This window comes from Bradyrhizobium sp. BR 10261, assembly GCF_019455395.1.
Taxonomy (GTDB): Bacteria; Pseudomonadota; Alphaproteobacteria; order Rhizobiales; family Xanthobacteraceae; genus Bradyrhizobium; species Bradyrhizobium manausense.
This window is the reverse complement of record NZ_JACOFQ010000018.1, coordinates 60,546-80,981: the sequence shown is the minus strand read 5'-3', so window position 1 is coordinate 80,981 and position 20,436 is coordinate 60,546. Positions and strand designations below refer to the sequence as shown.

Annotated in this window: 16 protein-coding genes; 7 read left to right on the top strand and 9 right to left on the bottom strand. The window is 64.3% G+C overall.

Translation table 11 applies throughout. The features are described from left to right. Positions 1-69: 69 nt before the first annotated feature. From HYH07_RS21430 to HYH07_RS21420, 3 genes are all read left to right on the top strand, one after another. Entirely contained in the window at positions 70-1,293 is a 1,224-nt protein-coding gene (locus HYH07_RS21430) for a GGDEF domain-containing protein (protein ID WP_220004351.1), read from the top strand. A 136-nt stretch (positions 1,294-1,429) separates the two neighbouring features. Beyond that, positions 1,430-1,711 carry a hypothetical protein gene (locus tag HYH07_RS21425; protein ID WP_220004350.1) on the top strand — a complete coding sequence of 94 codons (282 nt, stop codon included), beginning with the start codon at positions 1,430-1,432 and terminating at the stop codon, positions 1,709-1,711. A 169-nt stretch (positions 1,712-1,880) separates the two neighbouring features. Beyond that, entirely contained in the window at positions 1,881-2,297 is a 417-nt protein-coding gene (locus tag HYH07_RS21420) for a hypothetical protein (RefSeq protein WP_220004349.1), read from the top strand. Positions 2,298-2,423: 126 nt separating this feature from the next. Here HYH07_RS21420 and HYH07_RS21415 read toward each other — a convergent pair whose 3' ends face one another. From HYH07_RS21415 to HYH07_RS21405, 3 genes are all read right to left on the bottom strand, one after another. Next, on the bottom strand, positions 2,424-3,554 hold the full coding sequence (locus HYH07_RS21415; RefSeq protein WP_220004417.1) for an acyl-CoA desaturase: 1,131 nt from the start codon (positions 3,552-3,554) through the stop codon (positions 2,424-2,426). A 283-nt stretch (positions 3,555-3,837) separates the two neighbouring features. Further along, positions 3,838-7,356: a transcription-repair coupling factor gene (gene mfd / locus HYH07_RS21410; RefSeq protein ID WP_220004348.1), complete on the bottom strand. Its 3,519-nt coding sequence runs from the start codon at positions 7,354-7,356 to the stop codon at positions 3,838-3,840. Continuing rightward, positions 7,353-7,643, bottom strand: a complete 291-nt coding sequence (locus HYH07_RS21405; protein ID WP_220004347.1) for a succinate dehydrogenase assembly factor 2 — start codon at positions 7,641-7,643, stop codon at positions 7,353-7,355. The genes mfd and HYH07_RS21405 overlap by 4 nt, the downstream gene beginning before the upstream one ends. A 257-nt stretch (positions 7,644-7,900) precedes the next feature. Here HYH07_RS21405 and recG point away from each other — a divergent pair, with 257 nt between their 5' ends. Next, entirely contained in the window at positions 7,901-10,009 is a 2,109-nt protein-coding gene (gene recG, locus HYH07_RS21400) for an ATP-dependent DNA helicase RecG (RefSeq protein ID WP_220004346.1), read from the top strand. On the opposite strand, the gene panE is transcribed toward recG, so the two are convergent. From panE to glmS, 4 genes are all read right to left on the bottom strand, one after another. Then, complete coding sequence (gene panE / locus HYH07_RS21395) at positions 10,006-10,935, bottom strand: 2-dehydropantoate 2-reductase (RefSeq protein ID WP_220004345.1); 930 nt, start codon at positions 10,933-10,935, stop codon at positions 10,006-10,008. The two genes, recG and panE, sit on opposite strands and share 4 nt — an antisense overlap. 59 nt (positions 10,936-10,994) lie before the next feature. After that, positions 10,995-11,849: an NAD(P)-dependent oxidoreductase gene (locus HYH07_RS21390; protein WP_220004344.1), complete on the bottom strand. Its 855-nt coding sequence runs from the start codon at positions 11,847-11,849 to the stop codon at positions 10,995-10,997. Positions 11,850-11,956: 107 nt separating this feature from the next. Then, positions 11,957-12,727, bottom strand: a complete 771-nt coding sequence (locus HYH07_RS21385) for a DUF502 domain-containing protein (RefSeq protein ID WP_220004343.1) — start codon at positions 12,725-12,727, stop codon at positions 11,957-11,959. Positions 12,728-12,806: 79 nt separating this feature from the next. Beyond that, positions 12,807-14,633 (bottom strand): glutamine--fructose-6-phosphate transaminase (isomerizing), encoded by a 1,827-nt coding sequence (glmS, locus tag HYH07_RS21380; RefSeq protein ID WP_220004342.1) that lies wholly within the window; start codon positions 14,631-14,633, stop codon positions 12,807-12,809. A 224-nt stretch (positions 14,634-14,857) separates the two neighbouring features. On the opposite strand from glmS, the gene HYH07_RS21375 reads away from it, so the two are divergent. Further along, positions 14,858-15,079 carry a hypothetical protein gene (locus HYH07_RS21375; RefSeq protein ID WP_057755420.1) on the top strand — a complete coding sequence of 74 codons (222 nt, stop codon included), beginning with the start codon at positions 14,858-14,860 and terminating at the stop codon, positions 15,077-15,079. A gap of 6 nt (positions 15,080-15,085) precedes the next feature. On the opposite strand, the gene glmU is transcribed toward HYH07_RS21375, so the two are convergent. Continuing rightward, positions 15,086-16,441, bottom strand: coding sequence for a bifunctional UDP-N-acetylglucosamine diphosphorylase/glucosamine-1-phosphate N-acetyltransferase GlmU (gene glmU / locus HYH07_RS21370; protein ID WP_220004341.1), 1,356 nt, complete (start codon positions 16,439-16,441; stop codon positions 15,086-15,088). 179 nt (positions 16,442-16,620) lie between these two features. Between glmU and HYH07_RS21365 the strand changes: the two genes are divergently transcribed. Together HYH07_RS21365 and HYH07_RS21360 are read left to right on the top strand one after the other, a co-directional pair. Beyond that, complete coding sequence (locus tag HYH07_RS21365; protein WP_220004340.1) at positions 16,621-18,072, top strand: hypothetical protein; 1,452 nt, start codon at positions 16,621-16,623, stop codon at positions 18,070-18,072. Between the two features lie 394 nt (positions 18,073-18,466). After that, positions 18,467-18,847, top strand: a complete 381-nt coding sequence (locus HYH07_RS21360) for a hypothetical protein (protein WP_027534560.1) — start codon at positions 18,467-18,469, stop codon at positions 18,845-18,847. Here HYH07_RS21360 and HYH07_RS21355 read toward each other — a convergent pair. Beyond that, on the bottom strand, positions 18,807-20,366 hold the full coding sequence (locus tag HYH07_RS21355) for a beta-(1-6) glucans synthase (RefSeq protein WP_312016688.1): 1,560 nt from the start codon (positions 20,364-20,366) through the stop codon (positions 18,807-18,809). The two genes, HYH07_RS21360 and HYH07_RS21355, sit on opposite strands and share 41 nt — an antisense overlap. Between the last annotated feature and the right edge of the window lie 70 nt (positions 20,367-20,436).

Genomic DNA, 20,436 nt, shown 5'->3' with positions numbered 1-20,436 from the left:
AACATTGACGCCGCATTAAGGCGGCCGGACTAGATTGCGCAGCATCGATTGCGTGATCAGAGTTTCCTGATGTCCCAGGCGGGCCCGATCCTCTTTGTGTCCAGTTCCGAGCGCCCGGCCTTCATTGCGGCGCTGGATGAGGCGCGTCTGTTTCCTGTTGTCGACAGCGATTGGGCGAGCGCGTCGCGCGCCGTCGAGGAGGTGCAGCCGGCCGCCGTCCTTGCGGCGATGTCCGGCGGGCACGAGCCGTACATGCCCCTGCTCGCGAAGAAAATCGCCGATCAGCCGCTCTATCTGCCGCTGGTCGCGCTGGATGCGCAAGGCGCGCTGCCCCACAATGCGCTGCCCTTCGCCACACGCAGCAATGCCGCCGAGCGCCTGATCGCGCGCCTGAGCGCCGCGATCCGCGTCCGCACGCTGCACGCCACCGTGCTGCGCCGCCTGCCGGAAGCGAAGGTCGCGATGCCCGAGGCCGATCCGGTGCGCGATGCCATCGTGCTCTTGATCGGTCGCGGCGCCGCCTACCCCGCGCTATCGGTTGCGCTCGGCGAACGCACCGGCGTCGTCGGCGCGCTCTCGATCGAGGCTGCCGCCAAGCATCTCAATACGCGCGAGATCGACGGTGTCGTTCTGTCCGACGGTTTCACCCCGCGCGTCACCGACGCCTTCCTCACGGTGCTCGCGGAGGATACGCGCTTCCGCAACCTGCCGGTGGTCGTCACCGCGCACCAGCTCACGCAGAGCTACGACCTGCCCAATCTCGAGCTGATCCCGGGCGAGCCCGCCAAGATCGCCGCCAACGCGCTGCCCCTGATCCGCCAGCACGCCATGGCGGCGCAGCTGAGCCGCACGCTGCGCTCGATCGATGCCGGCGGCTGGCTCGATCCGCGCAGCGGCCTGTTGACGGTAGAAGCCTTCGCGCGCGATTTCGCCAAGGCGGTGGAGCAGACGCTCGCCCGCGGCGGCGGCCTGTCGGTCGCGCGCTTCGCCTTCGATCCCGGTAATCCGCGCGCGCAGCTCGATGCTGCGCGGATCCTCAGCCGGCTGATGCGGCAGATGGACTTTGGCACGGCGCAGAAGGACGGCTCTGTGATCGTGGTGTTCGCCGAGACCGACTTCCGCACGGCGCACATGATCGCCCGACGCCTGTCGGCGGTGATGAAGCACACGTCGAACGGCAAGCACGAGATGCGCAGCGATCCCGTGGTATCAGTGGATTCGCTGTCGCCGTCGGATACGGCAAGGTCGCTGCTGGCACGGCTGTCGGCGGACGCGTCAAGGGCAGCGTCGTAGTTTTTGCCGCACCTGATTTTACGGATCACCCATTCATAGGACCTTGGGCTGCCCATGAGATCCCACAGAATCTGAAAATCAACCCCATGCAAAGTACCGTCAATGGCTAGAGGCGAGATGCTGCGGATTTTGCGAAATGTATTTGACCCGTCGGGCAAAACAGCAGTATAGTGGCATCATCGAAACAGGTCAGTCGGCCCGCACGGAGAAATCCGCTGCGGGCTTTTTCATTTTGCACAGGAGAAATAGCGTGCCGACAATTGAGAAAAAGCCTCTACCGCCGATCGGCTCCGGGTCTGTCACGATCAATCCGTCAGACAAGGAGGACATTACCAGTCGCGCGCGCGACGTCATCGATCACTACGTGTCTGGCAAGGGCTCCTGGTGGGACGAGGGACCGCGGAAATCCGCTCCGTAGGATTGTCCCCGGATTGAGATAGTCCATCAGATACCGGGCACCCGCAACGACATCAGCGCTGTCACCAAAGCGTTGATGTCGAACTGATTGACAATGTTCCCTATATGTTCCACAACGCGTTTGGAACAACCTTTGGGTGAAAAAACGTATGACAGTTAGATGCGCCTCAATGTCTTGGCTTGCGGCGCAATCTGTAAAATTCGCAACGGCATTCATGGCTGGGGCTCTGCTCGTGGCGTCTGCCGCCTGCGCCAAGGATTACAGGGTGGACTACGGCATTGAAACGTCGACCGACAGCGATGCAGGTTCGACGGTCTGCCCCTATGGGGTTTGCCGCGTGAAGGTCGACAAGCTGAACCTGACGATCATCATTTTCCTGTCTCGCGATGACCTTGGCCATGCACGCATTCAAATCGAGGGCAAGCCCGGCTGCTGCTTCTTCGAACTCGGCGCGCGATCACAGGGGATCGCGCCCAGCAACCCGCCACCGAAGCTTCGCTTCTTTACCGGCGCGGCGGCGCGAGGGCTCTTGTATTTCCAGAATGAACCGGCTGGAAACCTCTACCTGGGATTTCACCTCGATTGATCGTCTCAGCAGGGTTCGGACGTCGTCCCGTGGGAACCCAGGCGGAGATTCTTACGCCGCCTTTTGCGCGAACTGCGCGTCTCCCAATTCTGGAGGAACACCACCTCCAAAAGAAATATCTGCGCGCTAAACGCGCCCCCTGGACTTAGCGTTGGTCACCAAAGCGGGAGCGGGCGCGGCCAGGAAAATCCGGACGGAGTCATGCAGCAGCTCGTAGGCGCGGTCGACAATGTCGTCGAGCGAGATCGTCTTGGCGAACATGCGCTGCGCTTCGGCCAGCAACTGCTCGCGGGTCGGCATGCTGGACAGGCGCAGATCGGCCTGGTGCTGCAACTCACTGAGCGTGTCCCGAACCGACAATTCGGTTTCGTGGATCGACGTTCTGATCGCATGCGCGATGTGCTCGGGGTTGAAGCGAGCGGCGAGCTGCTCGGCTGCCTGCTTGACCACCCGTGATCCCAACCGATGCTCATTGCGCAGAACCTGACTTGGCGGCATCTTCATATCCCTGACAATGCCGAGCCAGGACAACCCCACCAGCACATAATAAGTGAGGTCGATCTCATACCAGTGGAAACCCTGCCGCGCGCTGGCCTGATAGGCGTGATGGTTGTTGTGCCATCCCTCGCCCATCGTCAGCAAAGCTAGCAGCCAGTTGTTGCGGGAGTCATCGCCGGTCACATAACGCTTGCGCCCGTGAACATGCGCGAGCGAGTTGATGCAGAACGTGGCGTGATAGAGCAGCACCGTGCTCCAGAGGAATCCGACCACGAGCCCCGACCATCCGGCAACAAGGAAGCACAGCGCTGCGAGCACGACGGAAGGCAAGAGCTCCAGCCGGTGCAGCCACATCAACTCGGGATACGAGGCCAGGTCTTCGACCTTCACCAGGTCAGTCGCATCATGTTGCCGGTAAAATATCCAGCCGACATGGCTGAACACAAACCCCTTGTGCCGGGGTGAATGCACATCCTGCACTGTGTCCGAATGCAGATGATGATGGCGGTGCTTGGCGGCCCACCAAAGCACGCTTTTCTGAGCGCTGCTCTGGGCGAGGAAGGCCAGGATGAACTGGAACAGCCGGCTCGTTGTGTAGGATCGATGCGAGAAGTACCGGTGATATCCGCCGGTGATCCCGAACATGCGGAGCCCGTACAACGTGGCGCACATCGCAACCGCCTGCCACGTGATGCCGGACCAGATCGCAGCAATGCATCCCGCGTGAATCAAGACGAACGGCAGAACCTGCGGATACATGACATCGTCGTGGCCGTGCTCTGCTTCCTGACCCGAACCGGTACTGATAGACACGCGCGCGACCTCGACTGTTTCGACGTGCGGGCCAACCCGCAAACCGGTGTAAAAAAACCGCGGCCGGTAAACCAGTCGCGGATCGACGGATACGGTACGCAGGACTCAGTTAGCGAATTCGGAATCTGGCGGCTGCTTCGTCGTTCCGCAAGGCCTCGTATGTCGCTGTTTCAGAGTGGAACGCGGCACAGCGGTATCGTGCTGCGCCATCTCCGCAATACTACGGACGCTAGGCCGCCTTCTTCCTCGTCGCGAGCTGGGCCAATTGCCGCAAGATCTCGGTGGTGCCGGCAAGCCGCTCTTCCGGCGTCTCCCAATCCTGCAGGAACACCACCTTCATATCCGGGCGCACCTTCGCGGCCTGGCCGTGGCTCTTGATGAACGACACCAGACGATCGGGATAGGCGAAGGAATTGTCGCGGAAGGTGATGACGGCGCCCTTCGGGCCGGCATCGATCTTCTCGACATTGGCCTTTCGGCAGAACGCCTTGATCGCTGCGACCTTGAAGAGATAGCGCACCTCGTCCGGCAGCACGCCGAAACGATCGCGCATCTCCGCGCCAAAGTTCTCGATCTCCTCCTCGCTGTCGAGATCGGCGAGGCGCCGGTAGAGCGACAGCCGCACCGAGAGATCGCCGACATAATCCTCCGGAATGAGCACGGGCATGCCGATGGTGATGGTCGGTGACCAGCGATCGGCGGCGGGCTCGGACACCCCGGCCTTGAGGTTGACGATCGCCTCTTCCAGCATCGATTGATAGAGCTCGAAGCCGACCTCCTTGATGTGGCCGGACTGCTCTTCACCGAGCAGGTTGCCGGCGCCGCGGATATCAAGGTCGTGGGAAGCGAGCTGGAAGCCGGCGCCCAATGTCTCCAGCGACTGCAGCACGGTGAGCCGGCGCTCGGCCTGCGCGGTGATCTTCTGCTGCGACGGCAGCGTGAACAGCGCATAGGCCCGCAGCTTGGAGCGGCCAACGCGGCCGCGCAGCTGATAGAGCTGGGCGAGGCCGAACATGTCGGCGCGATGCACGATCAGCGTGTTGGCATTGGGAATGTCGAGGCCGGATTCGACGATCGTGGTCGACAGCAGGATGTCGAACTTGCCGTCGTAGAACGCGGTCATGATGTCCTCGATCACGGCGGGCGGCATCTGGCCGTGCGCGACCGCGACCTTCATCTCCGGCACGTTCTTGTCGAGGAAATCCTTGACCTCCGCGAGATCGTCGATGCGCGGCACCACGTAGAACGCCTGGCCGCCGCGATAACGCTCGCGTAGCAGCGCCTCGCGGATCATCAGGGGATCGTGCGGAGCAACGAAGGTACGCACCGCAAGGCGATCGACCGGCGGCGAAGCGATGATCGAGAGCTCGCGCACGCCTGTCAGCGCCAGCTGCAGCGTGCGCGGAATCGGGGTTGCCGACAGCGTCAGCACGTGCACCTCGGAACGCAGCGCCTTCAGCCGCTCCTTGTGGGTGACGCCGAAATGCTGCTCCTCGTCGACGATGACGAGGCCGAGGTCGCGGAACTTGATCGTCTTGCCGAGCAGCGCGTGGGTGCCGACGACGATGTCGACGGAGCCGTCGGCGATGCCCTTCTTGACCTGGTTCAGCTCCTTGGCCGGGATCAGGCGCGAGGCCTGCGCCACGTTGACCGGAAAGCCCTTGAAGCGCTCGGTGAAGGTCTTGGCGTGCTGGCGCGCCAACAGCGTGGTCGGCACCACGACCGCGACCTGCTTGCCTTCGAGCGCGACGGCGAAGGCCGCGCGCAAGGCAACCTCGGTCTTGCCGAAGCCGACGTCGCCGCAGATCAGGCGGTCCATCGGACGGCCGAGCTCAAGATCCTTGAGGGTGGATTCGATGGCGCCGAGCTGGTCCTCGGTCTCGTCATAGGGGAAGCGTGCGCAGAACTCGTCGTAGAGGCCCTGCTGCACCGGCAACTTCGGGGCCTCGTGCAGATGGCGCGCGGCTGCGATCTTGATCAGCTCGCCCGCGATCTCGCGGATGCGGTTCTTGAGCTTCGCCTTGCGGGTCTGCCATCCGGAACCGCCGAGGCGATCGAGCTCGACATTGGTCTGGTCGGAGCCGTAGCGTGATAAGAGCTCGATGTTCTCGACCGGCAGGAACAGCTTTGTCTCGGCAGCATAATGCAGCTCGAGACAATCATGCGGCGCGCCGGCGACGTCCAGCGTCTGCAAGCCGATGAAGCGGCCGATGCCGTGGTCGACGTGGACCACGATGTCGCCGGCGGTGAGGCTCGTGACTTCCGAGATGAAATTGTCGAGCTTGCGGCTGGCCTTGCGCGGCCGAACCAGGCGGTCGCCCAGAATGTCCTGCTCGCTGATGACAGCGATCTCGTCGGTCTCGAAGCCGCTCTCCAGGCCAAGCACGGCGAGCATGGTCTCGTTGCGCGGCGTCGCCTGCACCGTGCGCCAGGAATTGACACTGGTGGTGTGGGTCAGCTTGTGATCGCGCAGCATGGACGTCATGCGGTCGCGCGAGCCTTCGCTCCACAGCGCGATCACGACCTTCTTGCGCTGCGCCTGCAGCGCCATGACATGTGCGACGACTGACTCGAATACGTTGACCTTGGAGTCGTTACGTTCAGGCGCAAAATCGCGGCCCTTGCGGGCGCCGGCGTCGACGACGCTGATGCCGTCGGCCGGCACGGAGAATGCCGTCAGCCGGATCAGCGGGATATCGCGTTCGCGCTTGCCCCATTCCTCCTCGGTCAAATAGAGCCTATCCGGCGGCAGCGGCTTGTAGATGGCGCCGCCGCCCGGATGCTCCATCGCATCGCGGCGCGCCTCGTAATAGTCCTGGATCTGCTTGAAACGCTCGCGGACGGCGTCCTCGGCCTGCGGCTCGATCGCGACGGCCGCGCCTTGCAGATAATCGAACAGCGTATCCATGCGGTCCTGGAACAGCGGCAGCCAGTGCTCCATGCCGGGATGGCGGCGGCCTTCGCTGACGGCCTCGTAGAGCGCATCGTCGCGCTCGGGCGCGCCGAATTCCGCGACATAGCCCATGCGGAAACGCCTGATCGTGTCGGTGACGAGCTGGAATTCGGAGATCGGCACCAGGTCGAGCGAGCGCATGTCGAGCAGCGTGCGCTGGGTCTCGGCGTCGAACGACCGGATCGATTCCAGGCTGTCGCCGAAGAAGTCGAAACGCACAGGCTGCTCAAGGCCGGCCGGAAACAGATCGAGGATGCCGCCGCGCACGGCATATTCGCCGGGCTCGCGCACGGTGGACGACCTGACGTAACCATTGTGTTCGAGCCAGGCCACGATGGTGTCCATCGGCACGACGTTGCCGGGCGCAACCGACAGCGCCTGCGCCGCAACCAGCTCGCGCGCAGGCACGCGCTGGACAGCGGCATTCACGGTCGTCAACACGATCAGCGGCTTGTCGCTGCCGGTGAGCGCGGCGAGCCGGGCCAGCGTGGTCAGGCGCTGCGCCAGAATGCCGCCGTGCGGCGAGACGCGGTCATAGGGCTGGCAGTCCCAGGCCGGAAAGGTCAGCACCGGCAGATCGGGCGCGAAGAATTGCAGCGCGCGTTCGAGCTGCTGCATCCGCCCGCCGTCGCGGCAGACCACCGCGAGGCTGACGGCCGGCTGCTTCGGCCGCGCCGCGATGGCCCGCGCCAGATCCGAGACGATGAGACCTTCGGCTCCTTCCGCGACATTGGCGAGCGTCAACGCGCGGCCGGGCGTAAGCAGCTCGGCCGGAGATTTCATTCCTTGCTTCATACGTTGCCGTCCGCGATCGGATAGGCCTTGATGCGGGCGAACAGCGCGCCGGTGACATCTCCTGGCAGCAGCTTGTCACCGGTGATGGCGGCATAGAGATCGGGATCGTTGACCTCGAGAAGGGTCTCGAGCTCGGTCAGCTCCGCATCGGACAGGTTGCCGATCTCGGCATCCGCGAAGCGGCCGAGGATCAGATCCATCTCGCGCGTGCCGCGGTGCCAGCAGCGGAACAGAAGCCGCTTGCGGCGATCGTCCAGTCCGTCGCTCGATCGTGTCGTTCCCGTCATGTCTCAAATCCAGTCAAACGCCGAAAGCCCGGACGTGCCGGGCCGGGGTGATATAGCCATTGGAACTGGCTGTGTCAGCCCTTTGTTATTGCAATTGTTTGGAGACCGTCATTGCCGGGCTTGACCCGGCAATCCATCGTCATTGAAAGATGGATGCGCGGCTCCCTGCTCCGCCAAAGGCTTCGCCGGGCTTTCGATCTTGGGCCGGCGAAGCCCTAGCGAAGTCGGCAAGCCCGCGCATGACGAATGTTGCGAGAATGCGCCCCAGCCTGCTCAATCCGCTGTTTGCTCCCGTGACCAGCCTGCCCGGCGTCGGTCCGAAGCAGGACAAGCTGCTGCAATATCTGCTCAGCCGGAGCGAGACGCCGCGGCTGGTCGACCTGCTCCTGCATCTGCCGAGCCAGGTCATCGACCGCCGGGCGCGGCCGAAGATCCGCGACGCCAGCGTTGGAACCATGGTGACACTGGAAGTCACCGTCGACCGCCACCGCCCGCCTCCGCCGCGCAATGCGCGCGCGCCGTATCTGGTCTATGCCAGCGACGATACCGGCGACGTCGTGCTGACCTTCTTCCGCGCCAAGCCCGGCTATGTCGAGAAGCTGCTGCCGGTGGGCGAAAAGCGCTACGTCTCCGGTACGCTGCAGATGTATGACGGCATCCCGCAGATCGTCCATCCCGACCGGGTGCTGGACGAGGAAGCGATCGCAAAACTCTCCGGGATCGATCCGGTCTATCCGCTCACCGAGGGTCTCGCGCTCGGCTCGCTCCGCCGCGCCATTGCGCAGGCCTTGCAGAAGCTTCCCGCCTTGCCGGAATGGATCAGCCCGGATGTGCTGCGCCGCTGCAATTTCCCGCCTGTGACCGAAGCGCTCCATCGCGTGCACCAGCCGGTCGAGTTGACGGACATCCTGCCCGATCAGCGCTTCTGGTCGCGCCTGGCCTTCGACGAGTTGCTGGCCGGCCAGCTCGCGCTCGCTCTGATCCGCGCGCAGCTGCGGCGGCCTGCCGGCGTGCGCAACGCCGGCGATGGGCATCTGCGCAACAAGATCATCGACGCCCTGCCCTACGCGTTGACACCTTCCCAGCGCAATGCCGCCGCGGCCATCGCCGACGACCTGAAGCAGCCCGTGCGCATGCTGCGTCTGCTCCAGGGCGACGTCGGCTCGGGCAAGACCGTTGTGGCGCTGCTGGCCGCTGCGGCCGTTGCCGAGGTCGGCAAGCAGGCCGCGTTGATGGCCCCGACGGAAATTCTCGCGCGCCAGCACATCAAGACCATTGCGCCACTGGCCGAGCGCGCCGGCATGCGGGTGGCGATCCTCACCGGCCGCGAAAAAGGCAAGGAGCGGCGCGAGATCATCACCCAGCTCGCCGAGGGCGAGATCGATCTGCTTGTCGGCACCCATGCGCTGATCCAGGACGACGTCGTCTTCCATGGTCTGGCCCTCGCCATCGTCGACGAGCAGCACCGCTTTGGCGTCCGCGAGCGGTTGGCGCTGACGTCAAAGGGCGAAGCCGTCGACGTTCTCGTGCTGAGCGCAACGCCGATCCCGCGCACGCTGGTCCTCACCTATTTCGGCGACATGGACATCAGCGAGCTCCGCGAAAAACCGGCCGGCCGCCAGCCGATCGACACCCGCGCGGTCGCCATGAGCCGGCTCGGTGAGGTCATGGATGGCGTCGGCCGCGCGCTCGACTCCGGCAAGCTGGTCTACTGGATCTGCCCGCTCGTCGAGGAATCCGAGGCCGAGGGCACCGAGCATCTCACCAACGCAACGAAACGTTTCGAGAGCCTGCAAAAGCGTTTCGGCGATCGCGTCGGTCTGGTTCATGGCCAGATGAAAGGCAGCGAGAAGGATCGCGTCATGGGCCAGTTCGCGGCCCACGAGATCGGCCTTCTGGTCGCGACCACCGTCGTCGAGGTTGGTGTCGACGTGCCGGCCGCCACCATCATGGTGATCGAGAATGCCGAGCGTTTTGGCCTCGCCCAGCTGCACCAGCTGCGCGGCCGCATCGGCCGCGGCTCGGAGGCCTCGACCTGCATTTTGCTTTACAGCGAGCCGCTCGGCGAGATGTCGAAGGCGCGGCTGAAAGTGATCCGCGAGACCACCGACGGCTTTCGCATCGCCGAGGAAGACCTGAAACTCCGCGGCGAAGGCGACGTGCTGGGCGTCCGCCAGAGCGGCCTGCCCGGCTACCGCATCGCGCGCTCGGAGGTGCACGGCCAGCTCATCACGCAGGCCAGAGACGAGGCGCTTCGCATCATGAAGGACGATCCGAAACTGAAAGGCGAGCGCGGCGAAGCGCTGCGCTGTCTGCTGTATCTCTATGAACGGGACGAGGCGATCCCGCTGATCGGGGCGGGTTAGCTCGCCGCTCGCCGCCGCCCGACTTCATAGGCCGCCACATGCGCTCGCGCCAGATCCAGCAGCGGCGTGTCGACATTCAGCTTGCGGGCCCGGTTGGCCATATCACCGAGGATATGCTCGGACTCGGTGATCGAGCCGCGCTCGATGTCGCGCAGCATCGAGGCCTTGAGCGGCGAGTCCAGGGTCGTGAACAGCTTTCGGTCAAACTCGATGAACGGGGCGCGCGGCTCGAAACCCGAGGCGGTCGCAACAGTGCAGCATTCCGCGAACAGGCGGAAGATCGATTGCTCGCCGTTCGGCACAGCCAGGATGTCGCCGATGCTGGCGCGCATCAGGCAGGTAATGCCGGCGAGCGTCGAGAGCTGGACGAACTTCTCCCACATGTCCTGCATGATCGCTTCGCTGGCGCGCACGTCGATCCCAGGGACCTGGAACAGCCTCTCCAGGGCAAGCGTGCGCTCACTCAGCGACCCCTCGGTTTCACCGAAGACGATGGTCTGATTGGCCATGAACTGAACGACACGGCCATCCACATCGAGCCCGGCGCTGACATTGGCGAGCCCACCGAGAACGGGCTCGGCACCGAACCGCGCCGTCAGGGCGTCGATGTGTTTCAGCCCGTTCAGGATCGGCAGTATCATCGTGCTCGGGCCAACGGCCGGGGCAAACTGGCTCATGGCGTCGTCGAGCGAATAGGCCTTCACGCCGACGAGCACGACGTCGAAGGGCTCGCTCAGCTCGTTCGCCATCAGGATCTTCGGCTGCACGGCAAAGTCGCCGTGCGGGCTTTTGACCCGCAATCCATCCCGCCGCAATTGCTCGGCGCGCCCGGCCCGCACCAGAAAGGTCGCGTCGGCGCCCGCGCGGACCAGGCAAGCTCCGTAATAGCCTCCGAGCGCTCCTGCGCCGATCACCAGCACTCTCATCTGAACTCCTGTGCCATGTTCCCGGCAGGCCAAAGCTTTGGCCGCCAAACAAGTGAAGATCAGGCCTTCTTTGCAACACCGGTCGCGAACGCCTTCAGTAGCGACGCATCGACTGCCTCGCCTTTGGCATCGGCGGCCAGATGCTCGAACCATCTGGCAAAGCCTTCGTAGATCTGGCTTGCCGGATGGTCCGGCCCGAGGAAGCCTGATATCTCCTGCATCTCCGCGACCCAGCGATAGGCCTTCGGGATCATGTCGGGCAGTGCGACCTCGAGCCGGGCCAGGATCGCGGGCTGGCTGAGCGCGAGCTCGTCGCGCAGTGCATCCGCGGCCCCCGCCTTGGTCGCCGCGATCACCATGGCCGAGCCGATGCCGGCGAGGCCCTTGACGATGCCGGCATAGGACATTTTTAGCGCAGAGGCAGCACCCACCGGACCTTGGACGATGCGGATGTCGAGCCCGAAATCCTTGAGCACGGCGAGATCCCTGGCATGCTCGCCGGACATGTAGAAGGCCGGGCTCTTGCCGCCCGGCTGCGGCGGGAAGCCGATGATGCCGCCATCGACGAAGGGCGCCTGCGCCGAGCCGATGATCTCCTCGATCCGCTTCACCGTGTCGACATTGACGGCGTTGCAGTCGACCACGACCGGCTTCTTGCGGCGCTTCACAATCAATGCAGCCAGCCGCTCCGCCAGCCTCTCCGCCTCGCCCGGCGGCACGATGGAGAGAATGATATCGGCATCCGCGATCGCATCGTCCTCGGCGCCGATCATGCCGGCATCCGCCGCGCGTTTCAGCGTCGCCTCGCTGCGTCCCTTCAAGGACGTCAGCACGCGCGCGCCGTTCTCGCTCAGGCGACGCGCCACCGCGCTGCCCATGGCACCGGGCGCGAGGATCGCAATGGTCTTCGACATCGGGAGCGCTCCAGTTCGACGTCCGAGCGCTGCGCTCGGTCCGACCGAACAATAGCAGAGGACGCCAACGCCGGCGTGACCGCAGGCCATCCCGACGGGGAATAGCCCTACTCCGCCTTCGCAGGCTCAGGCTGGAGCGTGGAGGCATTGGCAATGCGCGCGGCATTGGCCATGCCCGCGAGCGCGGCGGCCTTCTTCGAGTCGGGTGCCGAGCCGGGCTGCACCACGCCGGCGGACATGATCAGCGTTGCGGCATCCTCGGCGGTGAGGTCGACCTCGATGATCTTGCTCTTGGGCACGTAGAAGAAGAATCCGGTGGTCGGGTTCGGCGAGCACGGCAGAAATACCGAGACATGTTCGTCCTGCCCCGGCAGGCTGCGCGAGATCTCTTCGTTCGGCGATTGCGAGATCAGCACGATCGACCACATGCCGGGCGAAGGAAACTCGACCAGGCCCACTTTGCGGAAGCTCGAACCCTTGCCCGAGAACAGCGTCTCAAACACCTGCTTCAGGCCGCGATAGATGGCACGAACCGCAGGGATCCGGCCGAGGAAAGTCTCGCCGACATCGACCAGCGTGCGGCCGATCAGGTTCGCCGCGAGGAAGCCGACCAGCGTCAGCGTGAAGAATGCGACAATCAGTCCCCAGCCGGGAACGCCGTAAGGAAGATAGGTTTCCGGCCGGTAGGCCTGCGGCACGAAGGGTCGCACCACGCCGTCGACCCAGGTGACGAACCACCAGACCAGATACAGCGTGATTGCAATCGGACCGGTGACGATCAGCCCGGTCAGGAAATAATTGCGAAAACGGCCCATCAGGCCGGTATGCGGTTCCGGGATGGGATCAAGTGGCGCAGGCGCGTCGTCGCGGGGGGTCATTCGGGTTCCAGGTCGGTCGCTTCGTCCAAGCTAGGGGCTTCTAGCAGGTTTTGGAAGAGTGCGACGTGATCCCTTCTGCCTATTCCACGGTCACCGATTTCGCGAGGTTGCGCGGCTGATCGACGTCGGTGCCCATCACCACAGCCGTATGATAGGCCAGCAGCTGGACCGGAACGGCGTAGACCATCGGGGTAAAGGCCGCGGCCATGTCGGGCAAGACGATGGTGACGAGCGAATTCACCGTCGCTTCCGCCGCACCCTTGGCGTCCGTCATCAGGATGATGTTGCCGCCGCGGGCGGCGACCTCCTGCATGTTGGAGACGGTCTTCTCGAATACGCGATCGTAGGGCGCGATGACGACAACAGGCACGGTCTCGTCGATCAGCGCGATCGGGCCGTGCTTGAGCTCACCGGCGGCATAGCCTTCGGCGTGGATGTAGGAGATTTCCTTCAGTTTCAGCGCGCCTTCGAGCGCCAGCGGGAAGCTGGTGCCCCGACCGAGATAGAGCACGTCGCGGGATTTTGCGATCCGGTGCGCGAGCTTCTCGATCTGAACCTCATTGGTGAGTGCATCCGACATCAGACGCGGGATCTCGACGAGGCCGTGAACGAGCTTGGTTTCGTCCTCATCGGACAATACGCCGCGCGCTTTGCCCGCTGCAATCGCGAGGTTTGCCAGCACCATGAGTTGGCAGGTGAAGGCCTTGGTCGAGGCGACGCCGATCTCGGGGCCGGCCAGCGTCTGCAGCACGGTCTCGCTCTCGCGCGCGATGGTCGAGGTCGGCACGTTGACGACGCCGATGGTGTGCGCGCCCTCCGCCTTGGCGTAGCGCAGCGCCGCCAATGTGTCGGCGGTCTCGCCGGATTGCGAGATGAAGATCGCTAGATCGCCCTTGCGCAGCGGCGCTTCGCGGTAGCGGAACTCGGATGCGACATCGACCTCGACCGGCAGGCGCGCAAAGCGCTCGAACCAGTATTTGGCGACGATGCCGGCATAGCTCGCGGTGCCGCAGGCCGTGATGTTGATGCGCTGGATATCCTTGAAGTCGAACGGCAGCTTGACCGGCAGCGAGACGCGCTCGGTCGCCATGTCGACATAGCGCGCCAGCGTGTGGCCGACCACTTCCGGCTGCTCGTGGATCTCCTTCGCCATGAAATGGCGGTAGTTGGCCTTGTCGACCAGTGAGGTCGAGGCGGCGTGCTTGATCTTGTCGCGCGCAACGGCCTTGCCGTCCTTGTCGAAGATCGTGGCGCTCTTGCGGGTCAGCACCACCCAGTCGCCATCCTCGAGATAGCTGATCGTGTCGGTGAACGGGCCGAGCGCGATCGCATCCGAGCCAAGATACATCTCGCCGTCGCCATAGCCGATCGCGAGCGGCGGCCCGTTGCGGGCGCCGATCATGAGGTCGTCATCGCCGGCGAAGATGAAGCCGAGCGCGAAAGCGCCGCGCAAGCGCGCCAGCGTCAGCTTGACTGCTTCCACCGGCTTGCTGCCGCGCGTCAGGAGATCGTCGACGAGGTGCAATACGATCTCGGTGTCGGTCTCGGTGTGGAACACCGTGCCCTTCGTCTCGAGTTCCTCGCGCAGCTCGCGGAAATTCTCGATGATGCCGTTATGCACGACCGCGACGCGATCGGTCGCATGCGGATGGGCATTGTTGACGGTCGGCTTGCCGTGCGTGGCCCAGCGGGTGTGACCGATGCCGGTGGTGCCCAGAAGCGGCTCAGCCTCCAGCCGCTTCTCGAGGTTCTTCAGCTTGCCCTCGGCCCGGCGGCGCGCGAGGTGCTTGCCTTCGAGCGTGGCGACGCCCGCGGAATCGTAGCCGCGATATTCGAGACGTTTGAGCGAATCCACCAATTGCTCCGCAACCGGCTCGCGCCCGAGAATGCCGACAATCCCGCACATGCGGATCAATATCCCCCAAATCCGTCGAAAAATCGCCTAAACGACGCGTTCATTTTTTAGCCAAGTTCCTAAGGAACCAGATACTCAATAATTATGACCGATTGCGACAAGCGTCCGCTGACGCCAATCCCGGGTCCCGTATCGATGTGACCGGCTTTTAACCTCGCGCATTAACCCGACGTCAACAAGTTTGGCCAACGATTCCCGCCCAGGAGATCAAGGCCATGAAAGCCACCACGTCCGACCGCAAAGGTCGGTCATCGCTGTATATACGTGCCAGTGAGACGTCCGGCACGCACCTGGCGCATTGGCCGCCGCCCCAGCGCGGCAAGGAAAGCAAGCCTGTCTTCATCAAGCATCCTGAAGGCGAGCCGATCAAGCGCGCCAAGCCGCGCGGCTGGCGCCTGACGCGCGCCATCTTCTCCGAATTCGCCGACGACGAATAACGCGTCTTATTTTTCAGCCTTCTTCCCGCCGCTCTTCATCTCGCGATAGCGCGCCGCGCCGCCTTCCCTGATGGTCTGCTGGCTGCGCTCCAGCGCCATCGCATCGTCAGGCACATCTTTCGTGATCACAGAACCCGAGCCGATATAGGCGCCGTTGCCGATCTTGACCGGGGCGACCAGCGAGGAGTTGGAGCCGACGAAGGCGCCCTGCCCGATCACCGTCTTGTGCTTCTTGAAGCCATCATAGTTGCAGGTGATGGTGCCGGCGCCGATGTTGGAGGCGGCACCGACGGTGGCATCGCCAATGTAGGAGAGATGGTTGACCTTGACGCCGGCCTCGAGAGTCGCCGCCTTGGTCTCCACGAAATTGCCGATCCGCGCGCCGTCGCCGAGCGACGTGCCGGGCCTGAGCCGCGCATAGGGCCCGACCGAAACCTTCTTGCCGAGCGTGGTCTCGACGATATGCGAGAAGGAATGGATCACGGTGCCGTCGGCGATCGAGACGCCGGGGCCGATCACCACGAACGGCTCGATGGTGACGTCCTTGCCGAACACGGTGTCGGCGGCGAGAAAGACGGTTTCGGGGGCGATCAGCGTCACGCCCGCATCCATCGCGGCCTTGCGCAGTCGCGTCTGCATCACGCCCTCCGCTTCCGCAAGCTGGGCCTTGGTGTTGATGCCGCGCACTTCGTCCTCGCTGGTTTCGATCACCACGGACTCCCATCCATTGTCGTTGGTCACGCCGACCGCATCGGGTAGATAATACTCGCCCTTGGAATTCGCATTGCCGATTCTGTCGAGGATCGCGAGCGCGCGGCGGCCGTCGATCGCCATCACCCCGGCATTGCACAGATCGATCTTGCGCTCATCAGTGCTGGCATCGGCATGCTCGCGGATCGCCACCAGGCGATTGCCCTCGACGATGAAGCGTCCGTAGCCCGTTGGATCCTTGGCGCGGAAGCCGAGCGCGGCGAGCGCGGCCCCGCCGGCAAGCGGCGCGCGCAGCCGCGCAAAGGTCTCGGCCGAGATCAGTGGCGTATCACCGAAGGCGATCAGGACGTCATCGACGCCGCGCGCAATCGCCTTTCGCGCCGCTAGCACCGCATGCGCCGTGCCGAGCCGCTCGGCCTGCACGAAGATGAGCGCATCGGGGCGGATACGCTTGGCCTCGTCCGCGACCGCCTGATGATCGGGGCCGATCACGACCGCAAGCGCTGTGCCGGTTCCCTGCGGTGCGGCGCCAAGCACATGGGCGAGTAACGACTGGTGAGCGACGGAATGCAGCACTTTCGGCAGGTTCGATCGCATGCGCGTGCCCTCGCCGGCGGCGAGCACGATCGTGAGGCTTGAGCGGATGGTCATCGCAATCCTGTCAATATGGCCGAATCGATCATCACATCGGCTGGCGACACGCCGACGCCGCCTGAGCTTTCCGCCTTGCTACCCCCGCAAACGCCCGGAATTCAAGTGCGCGTGGGTTTTCCTGTTAATGTTCCTTGATTGATTCGGGGAAGCCAGACAGGGCTGGGCACTTAACGTTCATGGCAAAGGATTCCGACCCACTGGCGGATGCCTTCGGCGATAAGGAGACCGGCGGGCTGTTCTCCGGACTTTTGGCCGAGGAAGCGGCGTTCGATCGTCGTTTGCTGTGGCGGCTGGGCTCGTGGGGCGTCGCCGCCGTCGGCGCGGTCGTGGTCGCCGTGATGGCCAACCAGGCCCAGCTCGGCTGGCGGCGCGACCAGGTCGCCTCCGCCGACCTCGCCCGCCAGTCCGATCAGATTCAGGTGCTGACCAAGCAAATCCAGCTCGAAGCCCGCCGCCTCGCCTCCGCGATCGAGACGCTGAACACCGATCGCGACCGGCTCTATTCGCGCGTTACGGTGCTCGAGCAGGGGCTCGATTCCGTCACAGGCGCCATCGCCAAGCAGAACGCGACATCGCAGCCGGCGCCAGCCTCGAAGCCGCAGGACGTTCCCGTCGCCGCTGCACAGCCCCCGGCCCCGGCACCGGAGGTCGCACCGGTTGCCTCGACGGCCGCCTCGCTGGTCGACAGGCTGCGCGTCGCGGCCGCCAAGGAGCCCAAGGACGTCGCGAGCAAGGACAGTTCGAGCAAGGACAGCTCGAAAGAGGCTGCGAAGGATCAGCCGAGCCCGTCGCCACAGACAGCGGCTGCCGCCTCGCTGGTTCAGCAGGCGCCGGTAACGCCATCGGCAGCGCCGATGCTTCCGCTGCTGCCATCGAAGTCGATCATGGCACCGCCCGACCCTGCCGCGTCGAAACTGATCCAGCCGGAGCCAGCCGAAAAGGCCGCCGACAAGAAGCCCGAGCCGGCGCCAGCTCCGACCGAAGTCGCAGCAGCCAAGCCAGCTGAGGCGACAGAAGCCGAGGTCCCCGCCATCGCAGTTCAGCAGACGCGCTTTGCCATCGAGCTCGGCGGTGCGAATTCGGTCGACGGCTTGCGCGCGCTCTGGCGCGGGCTGAGCAAGTCCAACCCCGAGGTCGCCGCACTCCGGCCCATCATCATGATCAAGGAAGGCACGAACGGCCTCGGCATGCAGCTCCGGCTCGGTGCAGGTCCCCTGATCAACGCCGCCGCCGCGGCAAAGCTCTGTGCGGGCCTTGCCGAAAGCGACCGCCATTGCGAGACCACGGTGTTCGACGGCCAGCGCCTGTCGATGCGCGGAGGCTCGGACAAATCCCAAGAGAAATCTCAGGACAAAAGCCAAGACAGATCCCAAGACAAATCCCAGGACAAGTCCCAGGACAAGGGATCGGAGAAGAACTCCGAGAAGGCGCAAGACTCCGTGCCGCAAGCCGAGACGGCCCCCACGCCCGCGCCGACCGCCAAGCCCGACAAGCATCGCCGCAGCTACTCCTCCAAACGCTCAAAGCGCGAGGAGCCGGCGCCCGCGCCGCAACCGGCGCCGGCCGCAGCCAAGCCACCGGAGACGGCGTCGGCGGGATCGACGATATCAGCCTTCTTCAGGCGATAGGGCTATCAGAACGCTTGATTGATGAGCCGGAGCTCAGCGTCGCGTGAGCGACGCGTTCGGCTAAAAGGCCGTCAGCTGGCTGATCTTGATCACCGCACAGATGATCATGCCCCACAGCGCAAAATTGATCTGCAACGCTTCAGTCATTGCCAATCCTCTCGCGTCCTCATCAGCGCGCTCTGGAACCAGGTGATCCGCTCCTGATCGAATCAGCAGTCACGCTCGGCGCGTTCACGTGGAACGTTAGGCCGGGTCGAAACTTTCGCAAATCCGTATCGCTACGGTTCCGAGGCGCGGAGTGCAGCAAAAAAGCCAGCGACCCGAGGGATGGGCCCGGTGTAAAAATGCCCCGCCCCCTGTTGCTCCCTCCCGCCATCCCGACCATATTGCCGGCATGACAAAGAAGCCGTTTCGCCTCACGCCCTATCAGGTCCAGTTTCTCATCGTCGTCGGGTTCGTCACCGTCGGCTGGGCGCTCTATGTGCGCTATCTCGCGATCGAGTTCTCGCAAGTCGCGCTCGCATGCGACGCCGGCCTGCAGACCATGATCTGCAAGGCGCGCTCGGTGTCGACGTCGCTGTTCAAGAACTCGGTGTTCGGCATTGTCGCGCTTGTCATCGCCACGCTGAACCTGATGCGGCCTTCGATCGTGCTGCTCACGCTCGGCGTGGTCGCAGCCGGCCTCGGCATCGTGCTCTACAACATCGTGCTGTCGGGCCTTGCGATCGGCCTGCTCATCCTTGGCTTTGCTCGGCCCGCGCCCGCCACAGCGTGAGCGCGAACAAGAGATAGATCGCGCAGGTCCACATCGCCTGCCAATTGTCGCGGCCTTCGTTCAGAAGCACGTAGAGCGCCGACACCGCCAATAGCCCCGCGAACACCGCTTCCGCGACCGGCCGCGCGCCGATCTGCGGCCGGTTCAACATCAAGAGCGCGAACGGCACCACCGCCATCGTCAGCGAGGCATAGGGGAAGTCGCGGTAGCGCGGATCGAACACGAAGCCGAGCGCGGTCTCGGCCGCGATCACCGCCGTCACCGCCAGGGTCAGGCCGAGCACGGCCGAAAGCTTCGACCATTTGCGGCCCTCGCGCGGCCCCAGCAGATCGAGGAAGCTCGGCAGGTTGCGGCCGATGACGAGCGCCTGCGCGCAGAAGATCGGCGAGAGGATGCCGGCGAGCAGCAGCGCGCCCCATTGCAGCCAGCCGCCCCAGCCATAGCTCTCGTAATACATCTTGTCGGCGGCGATCCCGAGCAGGATGCCCGCCGATGTCGCGGAGATGCCGACGGCGAGCCAGGCCGAGAAGCGCGGCGTCCAGGGCCGGCGCCGCAGCGTGATGAGGGCGACCGCGAACACCAGCACGCTGAGGCCCATGCCTGACCCCATGTACCATTTCCAGAGGGGGAAATTGCTGATCGGCTCGCCCGGCGGATATTTCAGCTGGCGCCGCACGGAATCGAGCAGACCCCAATAGCCGCCGACGGTGCCTTCCAGCCGCCGCTTCCATGGCTGGTCATAAGCCTCGATCAGATTGACGCGAAACTTCTGCGTCTTCGCGAGCGCCAGAATCTCCGAGACGACGCGCGCCTGGTTGGTGCGCGACGGCAGCGCGCCTTCGCGCATGCGGCCCTCGCTCGGCCAGCCGGTTTCACCGATCAGGATTTCCTTGTCAGGGAACGCCACCGCCATCCGCTCGCGGATCGCCTCGACATGGGACGAGGCGAATTTCGCCTTCACCGGCATATCCTCCCAATAAGGCAGGATGTGAATGGTGACGAAGTCGACGGCGTCATAGACCTCGCGGTTCTTCAGCCAATATTCCCAGACGTCGGCATAGGTCACGGGCACGGTGACCTGCGCCTTCACCGAGCGGATGATCGCGATGAGATCCTGCGTCGTCATCTCGCCGCGCAGCAACACCTCGTTGCCGACGACGAGCGCGGAGATGGTGTCGGGGAATTCCTTGGTGAGGCGGACCGCGGTCGCCACCTGCGCAAAGTTCTTGGCACGGTTGCTGCCGAGCCAGATGCCCTGGATCACCTTCAGCCCGCCGACCTTGGTCGCAACCGCCGGCACCTGGTCGAGCCCGTTTTCAATGGAGTAGGTGCGGACGCAGTCGGTGATCTCCTTGAGCTGCCGCAGGTCCTGCTCGATCTGGTCGGCCTCGATCTGAGTCCACGCGTTCAACGGCGTCTGCTCGCCGCGGAACGGCGCATAGGAGACGCATTGAACCTTGTCATTGGGATCGATGGGGGCGCGCGCGAGCGTGATCGGCGTGGCAAGCCACCACCACACGGCAGCAATCGCACCCAGTGAGACGAGCAGGAGCGCCAGTGGCGTACGAAGTGAAATTTGTTCCGTCCTC